Below are 19,475 nucleotides of genomic sequence, written 5' to 3'. Positions count from 1 at the left end.
GAAACGCCCGGTTACATTCCGAACCCGGAAGCTAAGCCTTTCAGCGCCGATGGTACTGCAGGGGGGACCCTGTGGGAGAGTAGGACGCCGCCGAATAATTTTTGGGGAAAGCCCCGCACCAGGATCCTTCGGGATCACGGTGCGGGGCTTTTCCGCGTTTGGGGGCAGTTGCGTAATCACCCGAGGCGGTGTGGCAAAACACGTTGCGGGTGGTCAGTGCGCTGGTCAGCATGAGCGCATGGACTATCTGATTCGCCCGGTCCGCGCCGAGGAATGGCTGCGGATGAAGGAGCTCCGGCTCGTCGCGCTGGCCGATCCGGCCGCGCCCGTCGCATTCCTCGAAACCACCGAGCAGGCGCTGGAGCGCCCGGACTCGTTCTGGCAGGAGCGGACGGCCGGGGTTTCGCACGGCACTTCGGCCCGGCAGTTCGTGGCCGAAGCAGCTGACGGCGAGCTGGTCGGCACGGTGGTCGTGCTGGTGGAGCAGGTCGGGGCCAAGGACATTTTCGGGATCGAGATCGCTTCCCCGCAGGCGCACTTGGTGGGTGTGTTCGTACGAGCCGAGCACCGCGGGGCCGGCCTGACCGAGCGGCTCTTCAAGGACGCCATGGAGTGGGCCTGGTCCCTGGAGGAGCCGGCCATCGAGCGGATCCGGCTCTATGTGCACGAGGACAACCCCCGGGCCCAGGGCTTCTACCGCAAGATCGGCTTCGTACCGACCGGCGTGAGTGTGCCGCTGAACGGTGATGCAGGGGGCGTCGACTTCGAGATGGAGGTCGTGCGGCCCTAGGGGGGTGTCCCTGCGACACCAGTCGTGGTGCCTGGGGCGTACGGGCTCACGTCAGGGCTTCGGTCCAGCGGGCTCGGGCCTGTTCGGCGGAGCGGAGCAGGACCAGGGTCGGCAGGCCTTGGTCCTGGCCGGTCGACAGGAGCTCCGGTAGCAGGGGCAGTGGAGCCACAGCCGCGATGTCGTCCAGGACGAGCGTCATTGGTGGGTCGAGGCGACCGTCAGATGACCGTTCGGCCATGCGGCGGCCGCGCTCGACCACGTCTGAGGCGAGTGCCGTGAGCAGGGGCATCGCGGCGGGATCGGATCGGGGGTCCTCGATCGCTTCACCCACCACATAAAGAGTGCCCCCCTCGTTCACGAATGATTCCAGGGCGAGCGAATCTGCTCGGTTTGGTGTGCAGGCGTCGCGGATGTGGATGGAGGAGAGGCAGGCCAGCGCTCGGGCCGTCAACTGCTGGGCGATTTCCCGGCGTTCGGGGTATGCGGTGAGCGCGGACTCCAGGAGGCCGGCGGCGCCGCTCTGCGCTTTGGGGTGGGTGCGGAGGATGCGTACGGACTCGTGTACGGCCGTTCCCTGGGCCCAGCGGTGCAGCTGCTTCGTCGCCTTGCCGTCGCGGCTCTCCAGTGCGGCGGCGTGCAGCCAGCAGCGTAGGAGCATTTCCGCTGTGTCGGCCATGGCGGTGTCCATGCGGGCGCGGGGACGGACCGGGGCCAGGAGGGCGGCTGCCCTCGCGGCCGCGATGTCGGGGTCTTCGCAGCCGCTGGTGGGGGACCAGTGGAGGCGGGCGGGGGTGTCGCAGCGGTGGGTCGGGTCGTAGAGGTGTACGGGGCCGAGCTTGGCTCGGGCGTCCTTTGTCTCTGCCCACAGGGTGGGGTCTGAGGTGACCACCAGGGCTGGGCCCGCTGCGTCCTGGATTGCCTGCCTTGCCTGAGGGCGGCGGGATTCCGGGGGGCCGAAGAGCAGGCGGGGGGTTGGTTGTTCGGCACGGGGAATGGGGATCTGCTCCACCGGGCTGGAGGCGGGGTCCTGTACCGGGGCGGGTTCGGGTTCCGGGGTGGCAGGGTGCGCGGAGTGCGGGGCGGTGAACGGGGTCCCGGCCGGCGGGGTTCGCTGTGCCCACCCATCCCCGAGGTCTCGGCTCCGCTCGACCGGGGGAGCCCCCGCTTGCCCTGCGGAACGACTGCCCACAAGGGTGGGCGAAGCCGGGTCGGTGGGGCCCGCAACAAGGGGCGAAGCGGGGGCGGTTGGGGGCGCGGCCGTCCTCGTTCTCGCTCTTACCGCTCTCCACCGGGTGAACGTCCCCAGCACGAAGATCGTCAGGACGAGCAGGGCCAGTATTTCGCCGATGAGGAGGCCCCAGAACAGGCCGTATCCCGAGAGGGAGCTCGGTGGGGTGTCGGGCCAGGCGGATGGGAGGTCGTGGGGGGAGGTGATCAGGGCGCGCAGGGCCAGGGGGCTGTGCGTGAACGATACGCCGGGGGGCCAGGAACCGTGGGCGAAGAGGCCGCCCAGGCCCGTGGCCGTCCACACCAGTACCGTCAGGCCGAGAAGGAAGGCCAGCAGGCCGATCAGGAGTGAGTCCGGGATGCCGCGCTGGTTGGCCCGGGGAGTGCCGGTTCCGCTCATTTCAGGCCACCGTGGACTCGGACGAGTCGGGTGCGTCGGACAGCTGTTGTTCCATGCGTGCTGCTCGGCGCTCCGTTTCCGTATCGAGCTGGGAGTGCAGTTCCGCGGCCAGGATGTCGTCCGTCGCGGCGGACTCCGTCATCGCTCGGTCGGTGAAGACGAGGGGGCGTTCTCGCTCCGTGATCAGGTGTTTGACCACCTGGACGTTGCCGTTGACGTCCCACACCGCGATGCCCGGGGTGAGCGTCGGGATGATTTCGACGGCCCAGCGCGGCAGGCCGAGCACCCGGCCGGTCGCCCTCGCCTCGTCGGCCTTCTGGGCGTAGATCGTCCTTGTCGAGGCCATCTTGAGGATCGCCGCCGCTTCCCGCGCCGCCGCGCCGTCCACCACGTCCGAGAGGTGGTGGACCACCGCCACGAACGACAGGCCGAGGCGGCGGCCGAACTTCAGCAGCCGCTGGAAGAGTTGGGCCACGAACGGGCTGTTGATGATGTGCCAGGCCTCCTCGACCAGGAAGATGCGCTTCTTCCGGTCGGGGCGGATCCAGGTGTGCTCCAGCCATACGCCGACGATCGCCATCAGGATCGGCATCGCGATCGAATTTCGATCGATGTGGGAGAGGTCGAAGACGATGAGGGGTGCGTCGAGGTCGATGCCCACCGTTGTGGGGCCGTCGAACATTCCGCGCAGGTCGCCGTCGACCAGGCGGTCGAGCACCAGGGCGACGTCCAGGCCCCAGGCCCGTACGTCGTCTATGTCGACGTTCATCGCTTCCGCCGACTCGGCCTCGGGATGGCGGAGTTGATCCACGATGTCGGTCAGGACCGGCTGGCGGTCCGTGATCGTGGCGTTGACGTAGGCGTGCGCGACCTTGAGAGCGAATCCTGATCGTTCGTCCAGGCCGTGTCCCATCGCAACTTCGATGATCGTTCGAAGCAGGGCGAGCTGGCCCGTCGTCGTGATCGCCGGGTCGAGGGGGTTGAGCCGGATGCCGCCGTCCATCGCCGTCATCGGGTCGAGCCGGATGGGAGTTATCCCCAGCTCGCGCGCGATGAGGTTCCATTCGCCGACGCCGTCCTCGCCCTGCGCGTCGAGCACCACCACCTGCCGGTCGCGGAACCTCAACTGCCGTAGTACGTACGTCTTTTCAAGGGCCGACTTGCCGTTGCCGGACTCGCCGAGCACCAGCCAGTGCGGGGCCGGGAGCTGCTGTCCGTACAGCTGGAAGGGGTCGTAGATGTAGCCCTTGCCGCTGTACACCTCGCGCCCGATGATCACGCCGGAGTCGCCGAGGCCGGGGGCGGCGGTCGGCAGGTAGACGGCCTGGGCCTGGCCCGTGGAGGTGCGGACGGGCAGCCGGGTGGTCTCCACCTTGCCGAACAGCAGGGCGGTGAAGGCGTCGGTGACGAGAGACAGCGGATCTCGCATGGCGGTACTGCCTCTCAACTAGCGGCGGATGCCGGTCGCGAACGGCAAGGTGTTGACGAAGGCCCGGTGGTGCTCGCGGTCGCACCACTCCAGCTTCAGATACGACTTGCCGGCGGAGGCCCGGATGGTCCGCTTGTCGCGGGCCAGGGCCTCCGGGGAACGCGATGACACCGTGATGTAGCCGACCAGGTTGACGCCCGCCGCGCCGCTCGCGAGGTCCTCGCCGCGCTGGTCGAGACGGCCGTGGGCGGCGATGTCGCGCGGGTCGACGGTGCGGTTCATCTTGGCCGCGCGGGACGCCTCGGCCTCGTCGTTGGTCTTCTCCGTGAGCATGCGCTCAATCGCGACTTCGGTCGGTTCGAGGTCCATGCAGACGGCGACCGTACGGATCACGTCCGGGGTGTGGACGAGGAGCGGGGCGAGGAAGTTGACGCCGACCGGGGTCATCGGCCACTCCTTCACCCAGGCCGTGGAATGGCACCAGGGCGCCCGGGTCGAGGACTCCCGGGTCTTGGCCTGGAGGTAGGTGGGCTCGACGGCGTCGAGCTCGGCCGGCCAGGCGTTGCGCTTGGTCATCGCCTGGATGTGGTCGATGGGGTGGTCCGGGTCGTACATGGAGTGCACGAGCGAGGCGAGCCGGCTCTGGCCCAGCGGCTGGCGTACCCGGATGTCGGCCTCCGCCAACCGGGCGCAGATGTCGGTCAGTTCACGGGCCATGACGACCGCGAGGCCCGCGTCGCGGTCGAGCCTGCGGCCCGCCTGCGGGTGGGCAGCGCGGGCCATCGCGTGGGCCTCGGCGGCGAGTTCGCGGGTGTACTGCATGCAGGCCACGAGGTAGGCGCGGTGCTGCTCGCTGGAGGTGGACACCATGGACTGGAGCTGGTCGTAGGACTCCATCAGCCAGCCGGGTGCCTTGGTGTCACCGCGCTGGGCGACGTCCTTGGCGTGTGCGTCGGGGTCGGCGGGCAGCGTACGGGCCAGCATCTGAAGACGTGTCACGAAGCCGTCGCCGTTGGCGACATGCTTGAGCAGAGTGCCGAACCGGTCGACCAGGGCCTCCTGGTCCTCGCTGTCGCGCAGGCCGACGCCCGGCCCCTCGATCTCGATCGCGGCGGTGACGGTGCGCCGGTCCGCGTGCAGCAGGACCGCGATCTCGTCCGGGCCGAAGGGGGCGGCGAGCCAGTTGATGTGGCCGATGCCGGGCGGTGGCCCGATCTCGACCTCGCGCCCGTCGAGGCTCACGCCCGCCTCTGCCGCGCTGGAGCGGTAGGCGGTGCCGCGCCGCAGCGAGCGCTTATAACTGCGGTTGATTTCGAACCACTTGTAGAACGTGCGCCGTCGGTAGGGGAGGTACACGGCGGCGAGGGCCAGGAACGGGAAGCCCATCAGGAGCACGATCCGCAGGGAGAGCACGGGGACGAGCAGTCCGCACATCATGCCGAGGAACGCGCCGCCGATGATCAGTACGATCTCGCCGGTCTCGCGGTTCTTGCCGACGACGGCCGACGGCCGGGCCCGGCCGATCAGATACGTACGGCGGGGCGCGACCGGTTGGGACTGGGTCGTCAACGCCCTCCACCTCCACTGTTCTTGTTACCTGTGGTGCCGCCGGTGTTGCGGCGGTGAGTGTGCGGGGTGCCTGCCGTGGGGCCGGAGCCGCTGCGTGGCGGAGGCGCGGCGGAGGGGACAGTTCCGCCGCCGACCCCGCCGCTGGGACTCCGGCTGCTGTGGGCGGCCATGCCGCCGGACACGGCGTTCGCGGGGCGGGCCTGGGCGGACCCGCCCCCCTGGTTGCCCCGGCCGCTGTGGGTCTTGATGCCCTGCGAGACGAGGGCCGCGGGCGAGGAGATGAGGGCGGCGGCCTGCGAGCCGTCGGTGGCCTGTTTCCGGTTGGTACGGGCCGAGGCGATCTCGTCGCCGAAGCCGGGTACGAAGCGGTAGATCATCGCCGAGGCGAAGATGGCGAGCAGGATGATGGCGAGGCCGGAGACGACGGCCGAGAAGGAGTCGGGCCCCTTGCCCGAGGAGAGGGCTCCCGCGAGGCCCAGGACGACGACGATGACCGGTTTCACCATGATCACGGCGATCATGATGCCCGCCCAGCGGCGGACGTGGCCCCACATGTTCTTGTCGACGAGCCCCGCGTACACGACGGTGCCGAGCAGGGCGCCGACGTACAACAGGGCGGCACGGACGACCAGTTCGAGGAAGAGGATGCCCGCGGCGAGGATCGAGACCAGGGCGACGACGATCAGCATGATCGGGCCGCCGCCGATGTTCGTGCCCTTCTTGAGCGCGTTCGAGAACGAGCCGAAGAAGACGTCCGACTGGTTGCCGGTCGCGTTGGAGATGGCTTCGGTGACGGCGTCGGTCGCGGAGACGACGGTGTACAGGATCAGCGGGGTGAAGGCGGACGCGAGCACGGTCAGCCAGAGGAAGCCGACGGCTTCCGAGATCGCGGTCGACAGCGGCACCCCGCGGATGGCGCGCTTGGCCACGGCGAGCAGCCACAGGACGAGGGTGAGGAAGGTGGCGGCGGCGAAGACGACGGCGTACTGGGTGCGGAAGCTGGGGTTGGTGAAGTCGACGGTGGCCGTCGCCTTCACCGCCTCGGACAACTTCCCGACGATCCAGGCGGCGGCGTCACCGCATCCCTTTGCCAGGGAGGTGAGGGGGTCGGCGGGCTGGGTGGGGTCGATCCCCGTAGGGGGTTTGGCCCCGCCCTGGGCATTGCCGTTCTCGCAGTAGTCCCTGGCGGGGCCCCGGATGAGGTCGCACGGGTTGTTGCTCGCCGCCGGGCTCGGGCTGGCGCCCGGTGTCCCGCTCGGCGTGGGGGAGGGGGACGGGGCGGCGTACGCGCGGCTCGCGAGCAACACGGCGGCGGTCTGGACGGCTGTGAACGCGGCGGCGACCGAGAAGGCGCGGCGGGGCGGCTTACCGGGCATACGTGAACCCTCCGAACTGCTCCACGGCATCGGACATGTCCTTGGCGGGAGCGGCGGCTTGGTCACGGCCGACGGGCGCCGGGCCGTCCTTCTGAGTGAAGGCGGTGACCTTCCAGTCCCCGCCGACCCACGTGAGCTGGAAGGTGTTCGTGTACCAGCTTTCGGAGACCGGGTTCTTGGAGCCTTCGCCGGCCAGGCCGAAGAGTGCTGAATACCAGACGGAGACGCTGGCGGTGGTGCCGTCGAACTTGTCCGCCTTCGAGCCGACCGGGTTGATCCGGGAGATGAAGGTCTGCCCGGTGGGGGCAGTGCCGTCCGGATTGAGCCCGATCCGGGACAGGAAGTCCTTTGCGGAGTACACCTTGTCGAGGTCGCCCTGCCGGGCTGCCGCGACGTCGGGTGCGTACACCGTGCCCACGATCTCGTGGCGGCGGGTGGTGCTGAACATGCCCTCCGAGCCCAGCGCCACCGCGTAATTCGCCGCCGCCGACTGCGCCCCCTGCTCGGTCTGGGCGAAGCCCGAGGCGATGCCCCCCTGTTTGCCGGAGACCGGGTTCGTGCCGGTGGGGGCCGTTGACTGGGTGTCGGGTTTCTTCGGGTTCTGGGTGTCCGTGGAGGAGCCCGAGTCGTTGCCCCGGTTGGCGAAGGCGATCGCGGCGACGAGCAGGACCACGACGCCGACCACCATCACCAGCGAGCGGGAGTTGCGCTGGGGGCGGCGGGCGCCGCCGTACACGTCGCCGGTGCCTTCGGGCAGGCGGGTGCGGGTCTGGCGCGTGCCGCCGAGCGTGCTGAAGCGGTCGTCGGACGGGTCGCCGCCGCCGTGGCCCGGATCGTCGTCGAAACTCATGCCGCCTGCGCCCCCTCGACCGTGTGCGGATCCGCGTAGTACGACGGTAGCCGTGCTGGTTCCCGCGCGGGCGCGGTGTGGTGACTCGACATCAGGGAGACGCAACCTCTGCCGGTGGGCACGACGGACGGGTGGTGTTGAGGGGGGTGCTCGGGGGAACGGGCCGACTGACAGGGGGTCAGACGGCCATGCCGTACACGATGGTGAAGAGCGTGCCGAGCGAGCCGATGATGAAGACTCCGGTCAGGCCGGCCACGATCAGGCCCTTGCCCTGTTCGGCGCTGAAGGTGTCGCGCAGCGCCGTCGCTCCGATCCGCTGTTTGGCCGCGCCCCAGACCGCGATGCCGAGGCAGAGGAGGATGGCGACCGCCATCACCACCTCCACCATGATGCGGGCCTCGTTGCCGAGCGTCCCGAACGGCCCCCAGTTGGGGGCGATTCCGCCGATGATGGTGGTGATGTCGCCTTTTCCGGCTGCCAGGTACATGTAACTCACCGCCCCTGTCGGGTAGTTCGAAGCCCCTGCCGCACGGCATGGGTCAGGCTCTATCTTCGCTGATGAAACCGTCGGCGTAGGACGCCTTGGCGCCTCTCTTTACCCGCCCCCGCACGGCTGAACCGGCACCACCGCCCTGACCTGCGGTGAACCGGTTGAATGCGTAAACGCGTATGGTCACTCTATGTATCACGCAGAGTGACTCCGGGCAATGACTGTCGTTGTTACACCCTTGGGCCGCTTGTCGTGTCGGCGTCCGGTGACGGGGGTACGGGGTGGACAGCGGGCGGAGTGCGACGGGCCGGTTCATAGAAACTTCTCAGAAAAGGTTCATGGTCGTTCTCAGCCGGGCCCGAGAGAGTCACAGTGTTCGCAGTCCCTCGCAGGCCCGCCGACCACCAGGAGCCGCCCCGATGAAGCGCACTGGCATCTCCGGGACGAAGTGCTCGGTCAAGCGCGGACGATTCGGCGCGCTGTCGGCCGTGGCGGTCCTGATGGTCATACCGATGTACGGGGACCGTGACGCGAGCGAGCGCGACCTGACCACCCCGGCGCCGGCCACGGCCGCCAACGCCCGGGTGGGCGCGCTGTTCAAGGGGGATCTCGACGGCGGGCACTACTGCACCGCGTCGGTGGTGCACAGCTCGGGCCACGACCTCATCGTCACCGCCGCGCACTGCCTGCCCCCGGACGAGTCGGAGGGCGGCAAGGCCGTGTTCGTGCCGGCGTACCGGGACGGGACGGCGCCGTACGGGACGTGGCCGGTGGAGTCGGTGTACGCGGACGACAGTTGGAACGAGGACGGCGACCAGGACAGCGACGTCGCCTTCGCGGTGCTCGGGCCCGGCTCGGACGGCGGCAAGAAGGTCGAGGACGCGGTGGGCAGCGCCCCGTTGTTCGCGGGCCGCACGACCGGGCAGCCGGTCACCGTCACCGGCTACCCGGGCGACAGCGAGGCCCCGCAGGTCTGCACGAACACGGCGAACGCCGACGGCGACAAGCAGCAGCGCGTCGACTGCCCGAACTTCCCCGGCGGCACCAGCGGCAGCCCATGGGTCGTCGCGGGCGGGGCGGTCGCGGGGGTGATCGGCGGGTACGAGTTCGGCGGTGACGACCCCGATGTGTCGTACAGTGTCGTCTTCGGCCAGCGCACCAAGGCGCTGTACAAGCTGGCGGAGTCGGCGGGCGACCCGAAGCCGGTGGCGCCCCCGGCGCCCGCGCCGACATCGACGCAGACGGCCGAAGCCTCCGGCAGCGCGACGGAAGTGACGTCGAGTCAGTCCGTCGCCTGCGCGTGCCTCCTGCCGTGATCACGACGCGGACCCCGGATGTGACGGAGCACGGTCACATGACAGGGTTGAGCGGTGGATGCTCTCAGGCCTCAGCAGGATCCGGAACGGATCGGTACGTATGCGGTGCTCGCTCGTCTCGGGGCGGGCGGGATGGGGATGGTCTATCTCGGGCGCTCCCCTGGGGGCCGGCTGGTCGCCATCAAGGTGATCAAGGATGAGATCACCGACCATCCCGAGGCCCTGACCCGGTTCCGGCGCGAGGCGGAGACGGTGCGGGCGGTGCGCGGCGCGTACACCGCGAACCTGATCGACGCGTCGCTGGACGCGGCGCCGTACTGGCTGGCGACGGAGTACGTCGCCGGGCCGACGCTCTCTCATGCGGTGCGCGAGCGGGGCGCGTTCCCCGCCGACACCTGCCGCCGGCTGTTCGCGGCGCTGGCGGAGGGGCTGGCGAGCGTCCACGCGTACGGGGTCACCCATCGCGACCTCAAGCCCCAGAACGTGATCCTCTCGCCCCAGGGCCCGCAGCTGATCGACTTCGGGATCGCGAAGGGTGCGACGGACACGGCCCTGACGCAGACGGGCCTCGCGCCCGGCACGCCGGGGTTCACGGCGCCCGAGGTTCTGATGCGCAATCAGGTGGGGGCGGCGGCCGATGTGTTCGCCCTGGGGGCGACGATCGCCTTCGCGGCCACGGGTCGGGCGCCGTTCGGGTCGGGGCCGATGGACGCGGTGTCGTACCGGGCGGTGCACGAGGAGATCGATGTCGCCGGGGTCGAGGCGGGGCTTGCGGCGCTGATCCGGGCGTGCGTCGCCAAGGACCCGGCCGAGCGGCCCGGCGCGGCCGAGGTGATCGCGGCGTGCGGGGTGGACTCGACGCTGGTGGAAGACCCGTTCTACCGGCCCCTGGTGAGCCAGGGGGAGGCGGCGCCGGCGTACACGACGCAGCCGACTCCCGCGTCGGTGCACGATCTGCCGACCGCGGCGCCCGGCGCGCCGCCCGCCACGTATGTGCCGACCACGCTGTCCGCCCCGCAGACGCGGCGCTCCGGGCCGTGGCTCGCGGCGGCCGGGGTCGTTCTGGTGCTCGGCCTGGTCGGGGCCGGGGTCGTGTGGTGGCTGCCGGACCACAGCGGGGGCGGCGGTGAGGCGCGGGCCGGGAGCGCGCCCTCGGCCTCGACGGCCGTGTCCGGTTCGCCGGGTCCCATGCCGAGCGCCGATGTCTCCGGCGGGGCCTCGAAGCCGGTGGGCACGCCCGGGTACATCGAGCAGACCAACCCCTCGCGCGACTACTGGAGCTCGCAGTCGAAGAGCTGCGGGCTGCCCGCCGAGGAGCGGATCGGGCCGAACTTCCCGGTGTCCGAGGTGACCGAACTCGGCAGTTCCGAGCACCGGGACGTGTTCAACGGGAAGCTCAAGGTCGGCTTCATGGTGAAGTCGTACGCGACGGGCATCAAGGCGCCCTACGTCGTCTCGATCGTCCTCAAGCCGCCGCACGCGATCGATCCGGACACCGGCGCCCCGAGCGCGGGCATGTTCCAGCAGAACCTCGCGCTCGGCTACGCCAGCAAGCCCGTCGACCTCTTCACCAAGGGGCTCGGCCAATGGGTCGAGTTCACCTATCCGGACGACTTCACCGAGACGATCATGGGGAAGCAGCACCCCGCGATCGACGTGGGCAAGGACCCCGGGGACTGGACGATGCTCATCGAGCACGTGCAGGGTCCGAAGGAGTACGCGTCGATCGTGTGCACCGGTTTCAAGGCGGGCTGATCCGCGCCACTCCGGCGAATCGGCGGTGAATTCGGCCCGGATGGGGGAGGGTTGAGGGGTGCGCAAGGTCTTGTTGGTCGGCGGGATCGGGCTCGGGGTGTGCCTGAGCTTCGTCGCGCTGCTCGTCGTGGGCACGTACTCGGCCGCGGCCGGGATCGCGTCGGGCCTGGGCGGAGGCTCGGGCGTGGGGCTCGCCAAGGGGGCGGTGCCCGCGGCCTACCAGGCGATCGTCCAGAAGTGGGGCAACCTCTGCCCGGCCCTCAACCCGGCGCTGCTCGCGGCCCAGCTCTACCAGGAGAGCGGCTGGGATCCCAAGGTCGTCAGCCCCGCCGGCGCGCTCGGCATCGCGCAGTTCATCCCGAGCACGTGGGAGACCCACGGCATCGACGGCAACGGAGACGGCAAGCGGGACATCTGGGATCCCGCCGATGCCATTCCGTCAGCCGCCTCGTACGACTGCGAATTGGCCAAATACGTCAAGGACGTACCCGGGGACACGAGCGACAACATGCTCGCCGCCTATAACGCGGGCGCGTACCGCGTCATCAAGGCGGGCGGCGTCCCGAGCATCAGCGAGACCCAGGGCTACGTGAAGACCATCCGCTCCCTCGAAAAGAGCTTCACCCGGCCGGTCGGCCGGGTGCAGCCCTCTCAGCAGGCGGCCGGGGCCATCTATTTCGCTCAGCAGAAGCTCGGTACGCCCTATCTCTGGGGTGGGGAGGGGACGCCCGAGCAAGGGGGGCGGTTCGACTGCTCCGGGTTGACCCAGGCCGCGTACCAGACCGTCGGGATCACGCTGCCGCGCGTCGCCAACGACCAGTACAACGCGGGTCCGCACCCCGCGCGGAACGAACTGCTCCCCGGCGACCTGGTGTTCTTCTCGACCGACCTCGGCAATTCGCGGGCCATCCACCACGTCGGGCTCTACGTCGGTGGCGGGTACATGATCAACGCCCCTTACACCGGCGCCGTCATCCGCTTCGACAAGATCGACGCGCCCGACTACTTCGGCGCGACCCGGGTCACCAAGGACGGCGCGGCCGCGCTGCCCACGTTCAAATCAGGGGCTTGACCCTTGAACAAGGTCTGCCGATGGCTGGAACTCTCTGTGAAGCCAAGGCCCTGAGCTGCGACGATGAGTCACTCTTCGGTAACGTCACGGTGATCATTCAGTGGAGAGTGGAACGCGGCGGCCACCAAGGGCGTTTCCTGGACAGTGACTGATGCACGTACTGACCACGGGGGTTGGTAGCAGGACGGAACAAGGCAAGGGGCCGCAGCATGGCTGGACTCGCATTCGACGGAGCGAATCCCGATGTCAGCCTGCTCTACGACATCAACGGCCTCGCCACGCACGCCCCGTCGTGGTTCGACCGCGTCATGGAATTCATCGGTGAGTACGGGATCCTGCTCGGCCTCGTGCTCGTCGTGCTGTGGTGCTGGTGGAGCGTGCGGCGCGGGGAGGACCGGCGGTCGGCGGTCGCGTCCGTCGCCGCGATCGTCTGGGCGCCGCTGGCCGCCGCCATCGCCGTCCTGGTCAACATCCCCATCCGCGGCTTCGTGCACCGGCCGCGGCCCTTCGTGGACCACAAGGGCCTGGACGTCCTGATCGCCGGCAAGTCCGACTTCTCGTTCGTCAGCGACCACTCCACCATCGCCATGGGCCTCGCGGCCGGACTCTTCGTCGCCAACCGGAAGTTCGGCCTGATCGCCCTCGGTCTCGCCCTGCTCGAAGGCTTCTGCCGGGTCTACATGGGCGTGCACTACCCGACCGATGTCGTGGGCGGCTTCGCGCTCGGCACCGCCGTCGCGCTGCTGCTCGCCCCGCTCGCCCAACTGCTGCTCACCCCGGTCGTCGCGGCCGTCGCCCGCTCGCCGCGGCTCGGCCGGCTCGTGCACTCGCGCAAAGCGCTGACGGTGGTCGCGGCCGCGCCCGGCGCGGTCGAGCGGCCGGAGTCCGAGGAGCGCGACCTCGCGGCGTGACCGGCCCGGTCACAGCGCCTGGGGGAAGTCGAAGAGCCTGTCCGGGTCGTACTGCTGCTTGAGCTCGGCCAGGCGCGGTGCGGCCGTGCCGTAGTAGGCCGTACGCCAGTCGGTCAGGGACGGGTCGGCGTAGTTCTGGTACGCCGCTCCCGAGGCATGGGGGCGCAGCGCCTCGTGGGTGCGGGCGAGCCACGACTGCTGGGCGGCGCCGGCCGTGCCCGGTCGCCACGAGGCGACGTACTGGGCGAGCACCCGCGAGGTGCGGTGGACGAAAGCCGTGGCGTCGGGGGCGACCCGGTTGACCGCGCCGCCCAGCGCGGTGAGCACGACGGTGCCTTCGCCGCCGTTGTCCGAGGCCGCGATCCGGGTGAACTCCTCGGTACGGATGAGGAGTTGCCGTATGCCATCGGCGGGGAGCGGCTCGGTGTAGAAGTCGGAGCGGGCGGCGTACGTCTCGCGCTGGAGCACGCCCTGCGGGGAGCGGCCCGGGGTGGCGCCCGGCAGATGGCACTGGGCCCGGCTGAAGGCGGAGCAGCCCGCGTACAGCAGCATCGCGTCCTGGAAGCCGGTGCGGTGCAGGGACACCGAGGCGTCGGGGGCGCCCGCGCGGTCGGCGAGGCGGTCGAGCGCGTTGCGCAGATCGCCGTACGAGCCGATCGAGAACGCGGCGACGTTCACGGTCGGGGTGCCCCCGCCGGCCGCCCCGGCCAGATGCGCGGCGGACCAGATCTCGTCGCCCTGGTCCGGCCCCCACTCCTGCCAGGCCTCGATGACCCCCTGCGCCTGCCGCCAGGGCCAGGTCAGATACGCGGTGACGCCCTGAGGGGCTTCGTGCGTACGGAAGCCGAAGCCGGTGACCACCCCGAAGTTGCCGTTCCCCGCGCCGCGCAGGGCCCAGAACAGATCCGGGTGCTGCTGCTCGCTCGCCGTCAGTTTCCGGCCGTCGGCGGTGATGAGGGTGACGGAGGTCAGGCTGTCGCAGGTCAGTCCGTACGCGCGGGACGTGACGCCGTGGCCGCCGCCGAGGGTCAGGCCCGCGACGGCGACGGTGGGGCAGGAGCCGCCCGGGATGGCGCGGCCGCTCTTCGAGAGCTCGGTGTAGACGTCGACCAGCCGGGCGCCCGCGCCGATGGTGCCGTCGGCGTCGACGCCGTTGAGGCGGGACACGTCGATGACGAGGCGGCCGGTGCCCGAGGACCACCCGGCGTAGTCGTGGCCACCGCTGCGGACGGCGACGGGGGTGCGGGTGGCACGGGCGTAGGCGAGGCATTCCTGTATGTCCGCCTCGTGGGCGACGTAGGCGACGGCGTCGGGTCTCTGGTTGTCGAAGCGGGTGTTGTAGAGCTGGCGGGCGGTTGCGTAGTCGGCGTCGCCGGGGCGGATGAGTCTGCCGTCGAGGGAGCGGGCGAGGGCGGGCCAGGTGGGGGGTGGGGAGGCTGCCGTCGAGGTGCGGGGCGGGGGCGGCCTGTCCTTCGCGGTGCCGCCGCTGCACGCGGTTGCGGTGAGGGTGGTTGCGGCTGCGGCGAGGAGCGTGCGGCGGCGCATGGGAGCTCCCGGGGGTGGGGGGGCGCTGCGCTGGCTTCTTCCCCACCCCGCCCCTTCCCGAACCGGGGCCCGCGGCGGAGCCGCTGATGGGCACAGCGCCCCCGGATCCCCGCTCCTCAACCGCAGGGGCCCTGTTTCGCGGGGTGGTGTACCTCGGCGTCGGTCCGGGCCTTGTCGCGGCTTCTTCGGGCTGGGCCTGTCCAGCCGCAGGAGCAGCGGGCGATGGCGAAGCTGCCGCGCTCCGTGATGGTGGTCTGGTGGGGCACCTCACCACCGTACTGCGGGCGTGACGGGGGCAGTACCGCGGTCGTTAAGCGGTACGGCAAAGCCAGGTGGGCGTTGGGGGTTTGGCGGCGATGGTGATGCAACGGCACGGAGCTGGTCGAGCGGGTGCGGTGGTGGCCGGCGCGCTGGTGTGCGGGGTGATCGCGACGGCCGCCGGCTGCGGCGGAACCAGCGCGAGGGTCACGAGCGGGGCGTCGGGCGACCCGGCCGCGACGGTGCGGGCGACGGCCGACCGGCTGGTGGCGGCGGGGAGTTCGCGGGCCACCACCTCGATGGAGATGGCCACCGGGGGCACCCGGGTGACGATCCGCGGCGAGGGCACGTACGACTTCCGGCGCAGGACCGGGCAGTTGGCGGTGGTGCTGCCCAACTTGCCCGCCGGGTCGGCCGGGCAGCAGCCGATCACCGAGCTCCTCGCGCCGGGCGCGCTCTACATGAAGAACCGCGGCGCCGGAGTCCCCGCCGACAAATGGGTACGGATCGACACCGCCACGCTCGCCGACGGGAACCTGGTCACCGGCGGCGCCACCGACCCGTACACCGCCGCCGAACTCCTGAGCCGCGCCCAGGGTGTGACGTACGTCGGCGAGGAGGACCTGGCCGGGGTCAAGGTGCGGCACTACCGGGGCAGCGCCCCGCTTCCCGAGAAGGTGGCGAAAGGGTTCTCCAAGGGGGCGGTTCCGTTCGACGCGTACGTCGACGAGGAGGGGCGGCTGCGCAAAGTGCGGCAGCAGTTCAGCTATGTGAACGACGGGCGGCCCGTCGCGGTCGCCTCGACCACGCTGCTGTACGGGTTCGGGGCGACGGTGAGCGTACGGCTGCCGGACGGGCGGGACATCTTCGACGGGAAGATCCAGCCGTAACTCAGCCAGATATGGCCCCCTCAGGTGGGGCACCGGTGGCGGAAATGGTCCGTCCGTGCCATGCGCGGTCCGTGTTCCTCTCCCTACGCTAGGAAGCCGACGACGGCGAGCAGGGCAGCAGAGCAGACGACGGTGGGAAGAGGTCGAGGAAGAGGTGATGTGCGTGGCTTCGCTTCGCGGTGCGACCGTCCAGGACCACGTGGCCCTCGTCGAGATCGAGCTGTGCGGTGAATTGATGATCGCGGCGTCGGCCGCGGAGGGGGACCGGCTGAGCCCGGACCTGATCGACGCGGTACTGAACGGGGTGCAGCCCGCCCGGCCCCCGGAGGGCCCGGCCGGCCGGGCCGCTCGCGGGTAGCCCCGCGGGCCGCGGCCGCCGAGGCCGGCCGGTCGCGGCGCCTCCCGGGGTGCCGGCTGCGGGCCGGGGCTGTCGGGCCGCCGCGCCCCGCACCTACCTGCCGCTCACGTGCGCATCATGCGCGCGATGGCCTTCGTCGCTTCCTCCACCTTCGCGTCGATCTCGTCGCCGCCCTTCACCGCGGCGTCCGCCACGCAGTGGCGCAGGTGCTCCTCCAGGAGCTGGAGGGCGAAGGACTGCAGAGCCTTGGTGGACGCGGAGACCTGGGTGAGTATGTCGATGCAGTAGACGTCCTCGTCCACCATCCGTTGCAGGCCGCGGATCTGGCCCTCGATGCGGCGCAGCCGCTTGAGGTGCTCGTCCTTCTGCTTGTGGTAGCCGTGCACGCCGTGGTCGTGATCGGTCACGGGGTTCTCGACCGGGGGGCCGGCCGCCTCGGTGGTCGTCATCGCGTCCTCCCGTTGTCTGCCGGGTCTGGGTCTGCCAAGTCCGGCAAGGGGCTTGATACCCCTCGTGGGTATATGGTACCGAATTTGCGGATTCCCCGGCGGGGGCCCGTGCTGAGCACTGTGCCTGATGGGCGACACTGAAGAACGCCGGTTAGCCGTGGCCGGATGATGCGCCTAGCATCAGCCTGACCGAATCCCAAGCACTCCGAGGACCCCACGTGCGCTTTCGTCTGACCCCCAGGGAGACGAGCTTCTACGACATGTTCTCCGCATCCGCGGACAACATCGTCACGGGCTCGAAGCTCCTCATGGAACTGCTCGGAGCGGACTCCGCGTCCCGGGCCGAGATCGCGGAGCGCATGCGGGCGGCGGAGCACGCGGGGGACGACGCCACCCACGCGATCTTCCACCAGCTGAACTCCTCGTTCATCACGCCCTTCGACCGCGAGGACATCTACAACCTCGCCTCCTGCCTCGACGACATCATGGACTTCATGGAGGAGGCCGTCGACCTCGTCGTCCTCTACAACGTGGAGGAGCTGCCCAAGGGCGTCGAGCAGCAGATCGAGGTGCTCAACCGGGCGGCCGTGCTGACCGCGGAGGCCATGCCCAACCTGCGCACGATGTCCAACCTGACCGAGTACTGGATCGAGGTCAACCGCCTGGAGAACCAGGCCGACCAGATCCACCGCAAGCTGCTCGCCCACCTCTTCAACGGCAAGTACGACGCCATCGAGGTGCTGAAGCTCAAGCAGATCGTGGACGTGCTCGAAGAGGCCGCGGACGCGTTCGAGCACGTGGCGAACACGGTGGAGACCATCGCCGTCAAGGAGTCCTGACCTCCGTGGACACCTTTGCACTGATCGTCACCATCGCGGTCGCGCTCGGATTCACGTACACCAACGGCTTCCACGACTCCGCGAACGCGATCGCCACCTCGGTCTCGACGCGGGCCCTGACGCCGCGGGCCGCGCTCGCGATGGCCGCCGTCATGAACCTCGCCGGTGCCTTCCTCGGCAGCGGGGTCGCCAAGACCGTGAGCGAGGGGCTCATCTCCACGCCCGAGGGCAACAAGGGGATGGGGATCCTGTTCGCCGCGCTGGTCGGCGCGATCATCTGGAACCTCGTCACCTGGTACTTCGGGCTGCCGTCCTCGTCGTCGCACGCCCTGTTCGGCGGCATGGTCGGGGCGGCGCTCGCGGGCGGCACCACGGTGTACTGGTCCGGGGTGCTCGACAAGGTCGTCATCCCGATGTTCGTCTCGCCGGTGGTCGGTCTGATCGTCGGCTACCTCGTGATGTGCGTGATCCTGTGGATGTTCCGCAAGGCCAACCCGCACAAGGCCAAGCGCGGATTCCGCATCGCGCAGACCGTCTCGGCGGCCGGCATGGCGCTCGGCCACGGCCTCCAGGACGCGCAGAAGACCATGGGCGTGGTGGTGATGGCGCTGACCATCGCCGATGTGCAGTCCGCCGGGGACGAGATCCCGATCTGGGTGAAGATCGCCTGCGCGGGGATGCTGTCGCTGGGTACGTACGCGGGTGGCTGGCGCATCATGCGGACGCTCGGCCGGAAGATCATCGAGCTGGATCCGCCGCAGGGGTTCGCGGCGGAGACCACGGGTGCCTCGATCATGTTCGGGTCCGCGTTCCTGTACCACGCGCCGATCTCCACGACGCATGTGATCACCTCGGCGATCATGGGTGTGGGGGCGACCAAGCGGGTCAACGCGGTGCGGTGGGGGGTCGCGAAGAACATCATCCTGGGCTGGTTCATCACGATGCCGGCGGCGGCGCTGGTCGCGGCCGGCAGCTATCTCGTGGTGCGCTTGTTCTTCGGCTGATCCTGGCCGTCCCGGGGGCTCCGCCCCCGGACCCCCGCTCCTCAATTGCCGCACGGGCTTGGTTTTCGCAGCACGTAAATGGGCCCGCCCCCTGGGATCACCAGGGGGCGGGCCCTTCGTCTTGCGGTGGCACCGCCATGCAGCACCGCAGACGTGCGAGGGGGCTGCTTATCCGAAGCGGCCCGAGATGTAGTCCTCCGTGGCCTGCACGGAGGGGTTGGAGAAGATCCGCTCGGTCTCGTCGATCTCGATCAGCTTGCCGGGCTGCCCGACCGCCGCGAGGTTGAAGAAGGCCGTACGGTCCGAGACGCGCGCCGCCTGCTGCATGTTGTGCGTCACGATGACGATCGTGAAGCGCTCCTTCAGCTCGCCGATCAGGTCCTCGATGGCGAGGGTCGAGATCGGGTCGAGCGCGGAGCACGGCTCGTCCATGAGCAGCACGTCCGGCTCCACCGCGATCGCCCGCGCGATGCACAGGCGCTGCTGCTGGCCGCCGGAGAGGCCCGAACCGGGCTTGTTGAGGCGGTCCTTGACCTCGTTCCAGAGGTTCGCGCCCTTGAGGGACTTCTCCACCACGTCGGCCAGTTCGGACTTCTTGAACTTGCCGTTCAGCCGCAGGCCCGCCGCCACGTTGTCGAAGATCGACATGGTGGGGAACGGGTTGGGGCGCTGGAAGACCATGCCGACCGTGCGGCGGACCGCCACCGGGTCGACCGCGGAGCCGTACAGGTTCTCGTCGTCCAGGAGCACCTTGCCCTCGACGCGGCCGCCGGGGGTGACCTCGTGCATGCGGTTCAGGGTGCGCAGGAACGTGGACTTGCCGCAGCCGGACGGGCCGATGAAGGCGGTCACGGAACGCGGCTCGACGGTCATCGAGATGTCGTCTATCGCCTTGTGGGCGCCGTAGTAGGCCGAGAGGCCGCTTACGTCGATTCGCTTGGCCATAA

General features: G+C 70.0%; 19 protein-coding genes and 1 rRNA gene. 10 read left to right on the top strand and 10 right to left on the bottom strand.

Annotation, left to right across the window (positions count from 1 at the left end; genetic code table 11):
* Both rrf and ACIQ8J_RS25225 read left to right on the top strand, forming a co-directional pair.
* Positions 1–96: ribosomal RNA gene (gene rrf / locus ACIQ8J_RS25230) — 5S ribosomal RNA — on the top strand; the annotation flags it as partial.
* Between the two features lie 142 nt (positions 97–238).
* Complete coding sequence (locus tag ACIQ8J_RS25225) at positions 239–790, top strand: GNAT family N-acetyltransferase (RefSeq protein WP_403274405.1); 552 nt, start codon at positions 239–241, stop codon at positions 788–790.
* A gap of 46 nt (positions 791–836) precedes the next feature.
* On the opposite strand, the gene ACIQ8J_RS25220 is transcribed toward ACIQ8J_RS25225, so the two are convergent.
* The 6 genes from ACIQ8J_RS25220 to ACIQ8J_RS25195 all read right to left on the bottom strand — a co-directional run bounded on the left by ACIQ8J_RS25220 (position 837) and on the right by ACIQ8J_RS25195 (position 8,128).
* Complete coding sequence (locus tag ACIQ8J_RS25220; protein ID WP_403274406.1) at positions 837–2,417, bottom strand: type VI secretion protein; 1,581 nt, start codon at positions 2,415–2,417, stop codon at positions 837–839.
* A gap of 1 nt (position 2,418) precedes the next feature.
* Positions 2,419–3,846, bottom strand: a complete 1,428-nt coding sequence (locus tag ACIQ8J_RS25215; RefSeq protein WP_403274408.1) for an ATP-binding protein — start codon at positions 3,844–3,846, stop codon at positions 2,419–2,421.
* Positions 3,847–3,864: 18 nt separating this feature from the next.
* Positions 3,865–5,415 (bottom strand): SCO6880 family protein, encoded by a 1,551-nt coding sequence (locus ACIQ8J_RS25210; protein WP_403274410.1) that lies wholly within the window; start codon positions 5,413–5,415, stop codon positions 3,865–3,867.
* A complete protein-coding gene (locus ACIQ8J_RS25205) occupies positions 5,412–6,791 on the bottom strand; it encodes a hypothetical protein (RefSeq protein WP_403274411.1) in 1,380 nt (459 codons plus the stop codon). The genes ACIQ8J_RS25210 and ACIQ8J_RS25205 overlap by 4 nt, the downstream gene beginning before the upstream one ends.
* Complete coding sequence (locus ACIQ8J_RS25200; RefSeq protein ID WP_403274412.1) at positions 6,781–7,641, bottom strand: hypothetical protein; 861 nt, start codon at positions 7,639–7,641, stop codon at positions 6,781–6,783. The genes ACIQ8J_RS25205 and ACIQ8J_RS25200 overlap by 11 nt, the downstream gene beginning before the upstream one ends.
* A gap of 178 nt (positions 7,642–7,819) precedes the next feature.
* Positions 7,820–8,128, bottom strand: a complete 309-nt coding sequence (locus ACIQ8J_RS25195; RefSeq protein ID WP_053729027.1) for a hypothetical protein — start codon at positions 8,126–8,128, stop codon at positions 7,820–7,822.
* A gap of 422 nt (positions 8,129–8,550) precedes the next feature.
* On the opposite strand from ACIQ8J_RS25195, the gene ACIQ8J_RS25190 reads away from it, so the two are divergent.
* The 4 genes from ACIQ8J_RS25190 to ACIQ8J_RS25175 all read left to right on the top strand — a co-directional run bounded on the left by ACIQ8J_RS25190 (position 8,551) and on the right by ACIQ8J_RS25175 (position 13,185).
* Positions 8,551–9,447: a trypsin-like serine peptidase gene (locus ACIQ8J_RS25190; protein ID WP_403274414.1), complete on the top strand. Its 897-nt coding sequence runs from the start codon at positions 8,551–8,553 to the stop codon at positions 9,445–9,447.
* Between the two features lie 54 nt (positions 9,448–9,501).
* Entirely contained in the window at positions 9,502–11,202 is a 1,701-nt protein-coding gene (locus ACIQ8J_RS25185) for a serine/threonine-protein kinase (protein WP_403274416.1), read from the top strand.
* A gap of 73 nt (positions 11,203–11,275) precedes the next feature.
* A complete protein-coding gene (locus ACIQ8J_RS25180; protein WP_403274557.1) occupies positions 11,276–12,274 on the top strand; it encodes an NlpC/P60 family protein in 999 nt (332 codons plus the stop codon).
* 209 nt (positions 12,275–12,483) lie between these two features.
* Entirely contained in the window at positions 12,484–13,185 is a 702-nt protein-coding gene (locus tag ACIQ8J_RS25175) for a phosphatase PAP2 family protein (RefSeq protein ID WP_403274418.1), read from the top strand.
* Positions 13,186–13,194: 9 nt separating this feature from the next.
* On the opposite strand, the gene ACIQ8J_RS25170 is transcribed toward ACIQ8J_RS25175, so the two are convergent.
* Positions 13,195–14,730: an FAD-binding oxidoreductase gene (locus ACIQ8J_RS25170; protein ID WP_403274420.1), complete on the bottom strand. Its 1,536-nt coding sequence runs from the start codon at positions 14,728–14,730 to the stop codon at positions 13,195–13,197.
* Between the two features lie 116 nt (positions 14,731–14,846).
* A complete protein-coding gene (locus ACIQ8J_RS25165; RefSeq protein ID WP_403274558.1) occupies positions 14,847–15,029 on the bottom strand; it encodes a hypothetical protein in 183 nt (60 codons plus the stop codon).
* Between the two features lie 57 nt (positions 15,030–15,086).
* On the opposite strand from ACIQ8J_RS25165, the gene ACIQ8J_RS25160 reads away from it, so the two are divergent.
* The gene (locus ACIQ8J_RS25160; RefSeq protein WP_403274421.1) at positions 15,087–15,878 is read left to right on the top strand and encodes a hypothetical protein; all 792 of its coding nucleotides are present in this window, start codon (positions 15,087–15,089) and stop codon (positions 15,876–15,878) included.
* 157 nt (positions 15,879–16,035) lie between these two features.
* Positions 16,036–16,236 (top strand): hypothetical protein, encoded by a 201-nt coding sequence (locus ACIQ8J_RS25155; RefSeq protein WP_403274423.1) that lies wholly within the window; start codon positions 16,036–16,038, stop codon positions 16,234–16,236.
* A 104-nt stretch (positions 16,237–16,340) separates the two neighbouring features.
* Here the strand turns inward: ACIQ8J_RS25155 and ACIQ8J_RS25150 are convergent, their stop codons facing one another.
* Positions 16,341–16,685 (bottom strand): metal-sensitive transcriptional regulator, encoded by a 345-nt coding sequence (locus ACIQ8J_RS25150; protein ID WP_403274424.1) that lies wholly within the window; start codon positions 16,683–16,685, stop codon positions 16,341–16,343.
* 218 nt (positions 16,686–16,903) lie between these two features.
* On the opposite strand from ACIQ8J_RS25150, the gene ACIQ8J_RS25145 reads away from it, so the two are divergent.
* Both ACIQ8J_RS25145 and ACIQ8J_RS25140 read left to right on the top strand, forming a co-directional pair.
* The gene (locus ACIQ8J_RS25145) at positions 16,904–17,524 is read left to right on the top strand and encodes a DUF47 domain-containing protein (protein ID WP_053729022.1); all 621 of its coding nucleotides are present in this window, start codon (positions 16,904–16,906) and stop codon (positions 17,522–17,524) included.
* Positions 17,525–17,529: 5 nt separating this feature from the next.
* Entirely contained in the window at positions 17,530–18,528 is a 999-nt protein-coding gene (locus ACIQ8J_RS25140; protein ID WP_403274425.1) for an anion permease, read from the top strand.
* A gap of 168 nt (positions 18,529–18,696) precedes the next feature.
* Here the strand turns inward: ACIQ8J_RS25140 and pstB are convergent, their stop codons facing one another.
* On the bottom strand, positions 18,697–19,473 hold the full coding sequence (pstB, locus tag ACIQ8J_RS25135) for a phosphate ABC transporter ATP-binding protein PstB (RefSeq protein ID WP_399053030.1): 777 nt from the start codon (positions 19,471–19,473) through the stop codon (positions 18,697–18,699).
* Positions 19,474–19,475: the final 2 nt, after the last annotated feature.

It is taken from the genome of Streptomyces sp. NPDC094147 (assembly GCF_044764265.1).
In the GTDB taxonomy this organism is placed as follows: domain Bacteria; phylum Actinomycetota; class Actinomycetes; order Streptomycetales; family Streptomycetaceae; genus Streptomyces.
The sequence above is the reverse complement of the archived record's forward strand: the minus strand, read 5'-3'. Positions and strand labels throughout refer to the sequence as shown.

Bases quoted from the DNA above. Each gene is read 5' to 3' on its own strand.
- ACIQ8J_RS25220 (WP_403274406.1), bottom strand. From the start codon at position 2,417: ATGAGCGGAACCGGCACTCCCCGGGCCAACCAGCGCGGCATCCCGGAC.
- ACIQ8J_RS25225 (WP_403274405.1), top strand. From the start codon at position 239: ATGGACTATCTGATTCGCCCGGTCCGCGCCGAGGAATGGCTGCGGATG.
- ACIQ8J_RS25205 (WP_403274411.1), bottom strand. From the start codon at position 6,791: ATGCCCGGTAAGCCGCCCCGCCGCGCCTTCTCGGTCGCCGCCGCGTTC.
- ACIQ8J_RS25170 (WP_403274420.1), bottom strand. From the start codon at position 14,730: ATGCGCCGCCGCACGCTCCTCGCCGCAGCCGCAACCACCCTCACCGCA.
- ACIQ8J_RS25190 (WP_403274414.1), top strand. From the start codon at position 8,551: ATGAAGCGCACTGGCATCTCCGGGACGAAGTGCTCGGTCAAGCGCGGA.
- ACIQ8J_RS25215 (WP_403274408.1), bottom strand. From the start codon at position 3,846: ATGCGAGATCCGCTGTCTCTCGTCACCGACGCCTTCACCGCCCTGCTG.
- ACIQ8J_RS25155 (WP_403274423.1), top strand. From the start codon at position 16,036: ATGTGCGTGGCTTCGCTTCGCGGTGCGACCGTCCAGGACCACGTGGCC.
- ACIQ8J_RS25195 (WP_053729027.1), bottom strand. From the start codon at position 8,128: ATGTACCTGGCAGCCGGAAAAGGCGACATCACCACCATCATCGGCGGA.
- pstB (WP_399053030.1), bottom strand. From the start codon at position 19,473: ATGGCCAAGCGAATCGACGTAAGCGGCCTCTCGGCCTACTACGGCGCC.
- ACIQ8J_RS25160 (WP_403274421.1), top strand. From the start codon at position 15,087: ATGGTGATGCAACGGCACGGAGCTGGTCGAGCGGGTGCGGTGGTGGCC.
- ACIQ8J_RS25200 (WP_403274412.1), bottom strand. From the start codon at position 7,641: ATGAGTTTCGACGACGATCCGGGCCACGGCGGCGGCGACCCGTCCGAC.
- ACIQ8J_RS25175 (WP_403274418.1), top strand. From the start codon at position 12,484: ATGGCTGGACTCGCATTCGACGGAGCGAATCCCGATGTCAGCCTGCTC.
- ACIQ8J_RS25150 (WP_403274424.1), bottom strand. From the start codon at position 16,685: ATGACGACCACCGAGGCGGCCGGCCCCCCGGTCGAGAACCCCGTGACC.